This is a genomic window from Brooklawnia sp. (assembly GCF_032229645.1).
Taxonomy (GTDB): Bacteria; Actinomycetota; Actinomycetes; order Propionibacteriales; family Propionibacteriaceae; genus Brooklawnia.
Genome location: NZ_JAVTWX010000094.1, coordinates 35,168 through 41,853, shown reverse-complemented (window position 1 = coordinate 41,853; position 6,686 = coordinate 35,168). Strand labels below are relative to the sequence as shown.

Below are 6,686 nucleotides of genomic sequence, written 5' to 3'. Positions count from 1 at the left end.
GCGACCTACGCTTTACGAGAGCGTCGCTCTACCGACTGAGCTAAGGTGGCGCGCCGGCCCATCGGGACCAACCACGAAAACTATACCGATACCTCGCGTTTGCGCGAAACTGCGCGCCGACAGAAGACGTCAGCCGTCGGTGCAGCGCGTTCCGACGGCCGGAACCGTGCCGTTCACCAGGTAGTCGACCACGATCCAGTCGATACACCCGCTACCCGCGTCGTAGGCCCCATGACCTGCGGCCTCGCGGGTGACCAGCGTCGCCGACTCGAGTTCGGACGCCATCATCTCGCCGTTCTCGTATGGCGTCGCCGGGTCTCCGGTGTTCTGGACGATCAGAATCGGCGGCGCGTCCTTGCCGGTGAAATCGATGGACGGCGCGGCTTTGGCCGTCCACAACGGGCAGACCAGGTTCGGGCCGAAGAGTCTGCCGAAGACAGGAGCCAGCTCACGGTTTCGTCCCGTCCAGTCATCGAAGGCCGCCTGGACGCCGTGGTCTGCCTCATCCGCGCAGGAAATCGCAGGAAAGGCGTACGCCATCGCTGCGTAGCTGCCATCGGGTTGCCGGTCATTCACGGTGTCGGCGACCTGCAGCAGGTAGGAACCATCCGCGGAGGCCGTGGCGTACCTCAGCATCGCAGCAAGCTCTTGATAGACGTCGGAGCCGAAGTAGAAGTACAAAGCCACCGCGCTGACCGCCTGCGACTGAGTCAGCAAGCGTCCGCCGCTGGCGGCCAAAGGGTGGGCATCCAGACTGTCGATGAACGCCACGACCGCGTCGATGACCTGCTGCTCGCTTTCGCCCAGCCCGCAGCCGCCATCGGTCGCGCACCAGGCTGCGAAGGCCTGGATGTTGCGGTCGAACCCTTCCGCCTGAATGACATCGCTGTCGGGCTGCGGATTCACCGCCGAATCGAGCACCATCCGGCTGATCCTCGTGGGGTAGAGCTCCGCGTAGACCGCTCCCAGGTAGGTGCCGTAGCTGGTGCCGAGGAAACTCAGCTTCTCCACGCCCAGCAACCGACGGGCCAAGTCGTAGTCGTAGCTGGTCTCGACAGTCGAGATGTGGTCGAGCAGGGCACCCGAATTGTCGCGACATTCCTGGTTGAATGCGCGCTGCCCCGCGATCAGGGCTTCTCGCTCCGACTGATCATCGGGTGTGAAGTCGGCGTCGAAGTAGGCATCGGTCTGGGCACCGGTGCCACAGACAACCGGTGTCGACTCCCCCGACCCTCGCGAATCAAGGCCGATGACATCGAACTGTTCCAGGCCGGAGGTCGGGAAACCGTCGACATAATCTTGGGCCGAGCCGCCGGGCCCACCCGGGTTGATGAACAACGGCCCCAAATGCGGCTCGGCACTTGCCGGACGCATCTTCATCGCTACGGTGATGGCCTGCGCGCCCGGATCGTGCCAATCGAGCGGCACCAGGAAGGTGGCGCAGCGGTACCCGCCGCAATCGGTCCAGCTCAGCTGCTGGCCGGCATAGGCCTGCAGATCGTCGCCCGGGGCGTCCGCGAAACCGGGCGGTTTCACATCGTCGGACGCTTCGGAGATCACCCGGTCGGGCGAAGCCTCGGCAGGATAGGTGTGTTCTGGGGTAGGCAGCCGATCGCTACCGGACGGTAGGTCCACCGGCAACCAGGCACACCCACTCAACCCGATGACCAAGGCCAGCGCACCGATAGCTATCCGCGTCCGCCGCATCTTCTCGAATACTCGAGACCGGGGCCCCAACTCAGCCGGCAAGCTTCGCCTTCTGGCGACGGTGACGCAGATGTGCGTCGACGCTGAATCGTCCGGCCCCCATCAGAATGGGAACCACGCTCAGCACGGCCAGCAGCACATCGCGGTCACCGTAGAAGCCGAAGTGTCCCTCCAAGAACGGACTGAAGGGGCCGAAGCGGAAGAATGCCATGAACCCGGCAGCACCGATCAGCAGAACCGCAGCGAAGAACCGCGTACCAAGGCCGATCAGCACGAAGGTAGCAACGACGATCAGCGCGATACTGACTGCCCACGCGGCCGACCCGGCCAACGATGGATCCAACCCGACGTAGGCGATCGCATCAATGGTGGCCTGCCGGTCGACCAGCGACTGCCATCCGACGATGCCGGCGAAGGCGGCCAGGGCCAACCGCACCAGGAACAGCGCCAGCGAACCGGCGAACTGATCCGTGCTGCGCTTGGTGACGGTAACGATCTCAGGTTCGGCAGCAGCAACGGTGCGCACGGTACCGAGCCTCTCGTCGCGCGAAGCCTGCCGCTCCGCACGCGCGGCGGCTGCCGCACCGTCAAACTCTTCACGTTCCAGACGCACTGCCAGCGCAGCCGCCTCGGCCTTCGCTTTGGCCTCTTCACGCGCGACCGCAAGCTCGGCTTTCGACTTCTCGGCTGCCGCCTTCGCTGCAGCCGCCCGAGCGGCAGCCTCGTCGGCGGCGGCCCTGGCGGACTCGGCGTCCCGCGCGGCGGCGCGAGCTTCGTGCTCGGCCTGCTCGGCCTGCAACAGCCGCGGATCCCGCGGAACGGCGGGGGTTGCCCCCGCGAGCGACGAGGCGCGCACAACGCGGGACTGGTCCGGGGCCGGCGGCTCGCTGCCGGTGGCGCGTGCGGCCTGCTCGATCACATCCTCGATGGCGGTACTCACAAGCTGTCCTCGCTGTCGTGTCTGGGCCCAATAAGTCAGTTCCCATCTTGGCTCCTGGGCGCCAAAAACCAGCGGCGGACACGCCGTGCCGGCTGTTCAATTCCGCTGCCGAGGGTGAACCTCCCGTGCCATCCGTCAGCTGGGGTCGGCCAAGTTGAGCATCAGCGCTTCCATGGCGAGCAGCGGGGCCACCGCGTGCTCCAGAGCCTGCCTGGCGGCCAGGATAGCGTCCACCCTGCGTAACGTCTGCTCAGCGGTCGCCGAACGGGCGGCCCGGACGACCTCGTCATGCATCTCGACGTTGATCAGTCCTAGACCCTCGACCCTCGGTGTCGGCGCTGCCGCCTCGACTGCCTGCAACTGCACGGTCAGCACATCTCGGTACCAGGTGGTCAGCTCTGTCAGCACCCGGTCGAGTGCATCACGCTGCAGCCGCTTGCTGCGTGCCTTCTGCTGATCCTCGAGTTCCTTCAGCGCGGCCGCTGCCTGCTTCGGACGCGCGCCCTTGGTGCCGTAGCCCAACGCTTCCTTCAGTTCCGCCAGTTCACGGGCATCGACCTCGCCGGTGCGGCGCTCGGCGTCCGCAGTGGCCAGAGTGACCATCGATCCGGCCGCCCGCAGGCACGCTCCGACGCTGGTCAACGAACCGGGCACCTGGATGATCTGCTGGCGGGAGGTTCGGGCGTCATCGCTGCGAGCGAGCGCACGGGCTCGTCCGATGTGACCTTGGGCGGCCCGAGCCGCGTAGGCAGCCAACCCGGGCTCAATGCCGTCGCGTTCGACGAGCAACCGGGCGACCTCGGAATCGAGCGGAGTGCGCAGATTCACCTTGCGGGTCCTCGAACGCACGGTCACGATGACGTCGTCCGCGGTGGGCGCGCAGAGCAGCCAGACGGTACGCGGCGGCGGCTCCTCGAGAGCCTTCAGCAGCGCATCGGCGCCCTGATCGGTGATCCGGTCGGCGTCTTCCACGACGATCACCTGAAAGCTCCCGACCGTCGGCGACATTGACGCCCGCAACGCGAGTTCGCGCACATCGGAGACCGAGATCGACAGCTGTTCGGTGCGCACCAGGGTGACATCGGGATGAGCTCCGGATTCGACACTGCGGCAGATCGTGCATCGTCCGCAACCACCCTGGTCACAGAGCAGCGCCGCAGCGAAGGCACGCGCGGCATTGCTGCGTCCGGAGCCGGGCGGGCCGGTGATCAGCCAGGCGTGGGTCATGGCATGGCGCGAGCCAACGGCATCGGGGTTCCGGGCGGCTGCGGCCGCAGCCTTCAAAGTGGCCACCGCGCGTTGCTGGCCGACCAGTTCTGCCCAGACTCCCCCGCTCGGCTCAGCCATGGCGTCGTCCGGGCTCGCTCAGTTCAGGGACGACCAGTTCGCGGCCCAACAGCCCACCGACCGCCTCACGAATCCGCGCCGCCGTGTCACGCACGCTCACCAACGCGGGCAGCACCAGATAGCGATCGGGATCGGCAGCGGCCTGGGCCAGGAACGATTCGCGCACCCGCGCGTGGAAATCGGTTCCGGCCTGTTCCAGCCGGTCGAGATCGCGGGCCTGGGCAACCGCATGCGCCGGTTCGATGTCGAGTACCACCGTCAAATCCGGACGCAGCCCACCGGTCGCCCAATCGGCCAGCGCGGCCAGCGTGCCACCATCCAGGCCGCGTCCCGAGCCCTGATAGGCCAGCATCGAGTCGACATAGCGGTCACTGACCACCACCTTGCCCGCCGCCAATGCCGGCAACACCACCCGCGTCACATGCTGCGCCTTGTCAGCGGCATAGAGCAGGGTCTCGCAGCGGTCGTCCAGATCGGACTCGGGGTCGAGCAGCAGCTGTCTTACCTGAGACCCGGCAGCTGTGTCCCCGGGCTCGAAGGTGATGACATGGTCGATCCCGGACAGTTCCAAAGCCGCTGCCAGCGCCCGCACCTGGGTGGATTTGCCCACCCGGTCGCCGCCCTCGAAGACGATGAAGAGCCCCCGATCAAGCATCGCTGTCCTGTTTGGACGAGTCTGCGCCCGACAGCTGCGGTAGTTCGCCGACTCCAGGCTTAGCAACCTCTGGCCACTCGTCCAGCAACTTGGCGCGCGTCTTCGGCCAGGATTCGAGGAAGCCGCGACGCGGCACACGCACGTGATCCAACGAACTCTGATAATCGCGTCCGGCCTGGTAGGCCTCGGCCGGGCTCATCGCGGCGATCGATTCCTCGTGCGCCAGTAGGTGGCGATTCGAGGTGGCACCGAGCGCGGCCAGCAGCTTACCGACCCCGCGAATACGGCCTTTCACCTTGCCGAGCACGGGTTCACCGGCCTCCAGGGTGCGCACCAGATCCTGGATACGCACCAGCGCGGCGCCCCATTGCTGGTCGCTACTGTGGTCGTCGAGCGCGTCGAGCGTCACCAGGGCCCCGGCCAACTGGCGGCGGGCGCAGCTACGAAGCAGCTGCCGGGCACTACCGGGTTCATTGGGCTCTGCGGGCCACTCGTCGTCGGTCGCCGGGCGCAGTCTGGGCGCCCGCGCCGCCGAGGCGAGCAGATCAAGGGCGTCGAAATAGGCCTCACCGAGTTCGGACGGATTCGTCCGCACCCCACGCGCGGTGACCTTATCGACCTGCCAGGTGAATTCCTTGGCCCAACCCGGATCCACCATGCAATCCAGGCCCCGAACCGTGTCGGCGACATGTACCAACTCCTCGGCGAGCAGTGCGGTGTCCGGCACGTCGTGCTTGCGAACCCGTAAATCAGCCCGCAGCAAGGAATGCAACCGGTCGGTGAACAGCCAGGTGAGGTAGTCCTCCGCGCTGATCTCGGCGGAGTCCGCCGGAGCTTTCGGCAGGTTCACCGGATGAGTCAATGCCGTCAACCGGTCTATCGGTTCGCCGAACCCCGTCACCTTGACCGCGCCGGCGTCCCCGAGCCGCTCGATGACCACGCTGCGCTGCCACGTGGTCATCGCGTCGCCCGGGCGGAAGGTGACATCGCGGTGCCGGGCGACTGCCAGGCCACCGCGACGCACGGTCACCCGATCATCGCGGACCTCGCCCAGTTCAGCAGCGTCGGCATCGAGCAGCACGTAACAGGCCCGTTCCACGACGACGCTGGCGACCGGGCCGAGCGCGGCTCGCCGACGGAAGCCCGACAGCAGCGCGGCGAGGTCCTCGGGCAGGTCGTCTCCGGAATCCAGCGGCTCCGCGTATTCCTCCGGCAGCCAGGGCTGCCAGTCGGGCGCCCTCAGCAGCCACTCGCCGCGCTGGTCGACCACTCGGTGCGCGAGCATCACTCCGGCAAGGCTGAGCCGCTCATCTGTGGTATCGAACAGCGTGATGGTGCTGACCGGCCGGTCGCTGCGGCAGCGCAGCAGCACCCGGTCGATGCCGGACGGCTGATCGGTCAGAATCGGCGCATCCACCTGATACGGCATCTCGAAGAGATAGCTGCGGTGATGCTTTGCCATGTCGGTTGTCCTGCCCTCGGAGTTTGCGGGTGATCCTTCGATTATGCCGACGTTTCCCCGCCCGCGGGTGCCGGGGGCTACTTGGCTTTCTTGGGACCCTTAGCGCCCGACGACTTGGCGGCCGTGGTCTTGGTGGATGCCCGCCTGGTCCGCTTCGCCGGTGCCGGGCCTTTGGCCCGCTTGGCGGCGATCAGGTCAGCGGCGATCTCCAAGGTGACCTCGCCCAACGGTTGACTCTTCGGCACTGTCACGTTGAATTCACCATCGGTGATGTAGGGCCCGAAACGGCCCTCCTTGATCACCAGCGGCTTGCCGGTCGCCGGGTCGTCACCCAGCTCGGCGAGCGGTCCGGCGGCCGCCCGGCGTCCACGGGTGCGGGGAGCGGCCAGCAGCTCCTTGGCTTCGTCTAGGCCGACCGTGAAAAGCGCGTCCTCGCTCGGCAGGGTACGCGAATCGTTGCCCCGCTTGATGTAGGGCCCGTAGCGTCCGTTCTGTGCGGTGATCTCGACGCCCTCATCATCGGCTCCGACCACCCGCGGCAGGCTGAGCAGTTTCAACGCGTCGTCCAGGCTCAC

Annotated in this window: 6 protein-coding genes; all 6 read right to left on the bottom strand. The window is 66.9% G+C overall.

The genetic code is table 11. The annotated features are described in order from the left end of the window. Positions 1-129: 129 nt before the first annotated feature. Positions 130-1,707, bottom strand: coding sequence for an alpha/beta hydrolase (locus AAFP05_RS07140; protein WP_341729164.1), 1,578 nt, complete (start codon positions 1,705-1,707; stop codon positions 130-132). A gap of 31 nt (positions 1,708-1,738) precedes the next feature. Continuing rightward, positions 1,739-2,647: a DoxX family protein gene (locus AAFP05_RS07135; protein ID WP_341729163.1), complete on the bottom strand. Its 909-nt coding sequence runs from the start codon at positions 2,645-2,647 to the stop codon at positions 1,739-1,741. Positions 2,648-2,782: 135 nt separating this feature from the next. Beyond that, positions 2,783-3,994, bottom strand: a complete 1,212-nt coding sequence (locus AAFP05_RS07130; protein WP_341729162.1) for a DNA polymerase III subunit delta' — start codon at positions 3,992-3,994, stop codon at positions 2,783-2,785. Further along, positions 3,987-4,649 (bottom strand): dTMP kinase, encoded by a 663-nt coding sequence (tmk, locus tag AAFP05_RS07125; protein ID WP_341729161.1) that lies wholly within the window; start codon positions 4,647-4,649, stop codon positions 3,987-3,989. Before tmk ends, AAFP05_RS07130 begins: the two co-directional genes overlap by 8 nt. Beyond that, positions 4,642-6,111: a hypothetical protein gene (locus tag AAFP05_RS07120; RefSeq protein WP_341729160.1), complete on the bottom strand. Its 1,470-nt coding sequence runs from the start codon at positions 6,109-6,111 to the stop codon at positions 4,642-4,644. Before AAFP05_RS07120 ends, tmk begins: the two co-directional genes overlap by 8 nt. A 77-nt stretch (positions 6,112-6,188) precedes the next feature. Then, the coding region (locus tag AAFP05_RS07115; protein ID WP_341729159.1) for a topoisomerase C-terminal repeat-containing protein at positions 6,189-6,686 on the bottom strand (498 nt) is incomplete at its 5' end.

What these genes read in the sequence shown, in the direction of transcription:
- AAFP05_RS07140 (WP_341729164.1), bottom strand. Translation starts at nt 1,707, where the DNA reads ATGCGGCGGACGCGGATAGCTATCGGTGCGCTGGCCTTGGTCATCGGG.
- AAFP05_RS07120 (WP_341729160.1), bottom strand. Translation starts at nt 6,111, where the DNA reads ATGGCAAAGCATCACCGCAGCTATCTCTTCGAGATGCCGTATCAGGTG.
- AAFP05_RS07130 (WP_341729162.1), bottom strand. Translation starts at nt 3,994, where the DNA reads ATGGCTGAGCCGAGCGGGGGAGTCTGGGCAGAACTGGTCGGCCAGCAA.
- tmk (WP_341729161.1), bottom strand. Translation starts at nt 4,649, where the DNA reads ATGCTTGATCGGGGGCTCTTCATCGTCTTCGAGGGCGGCGACCGGGTG.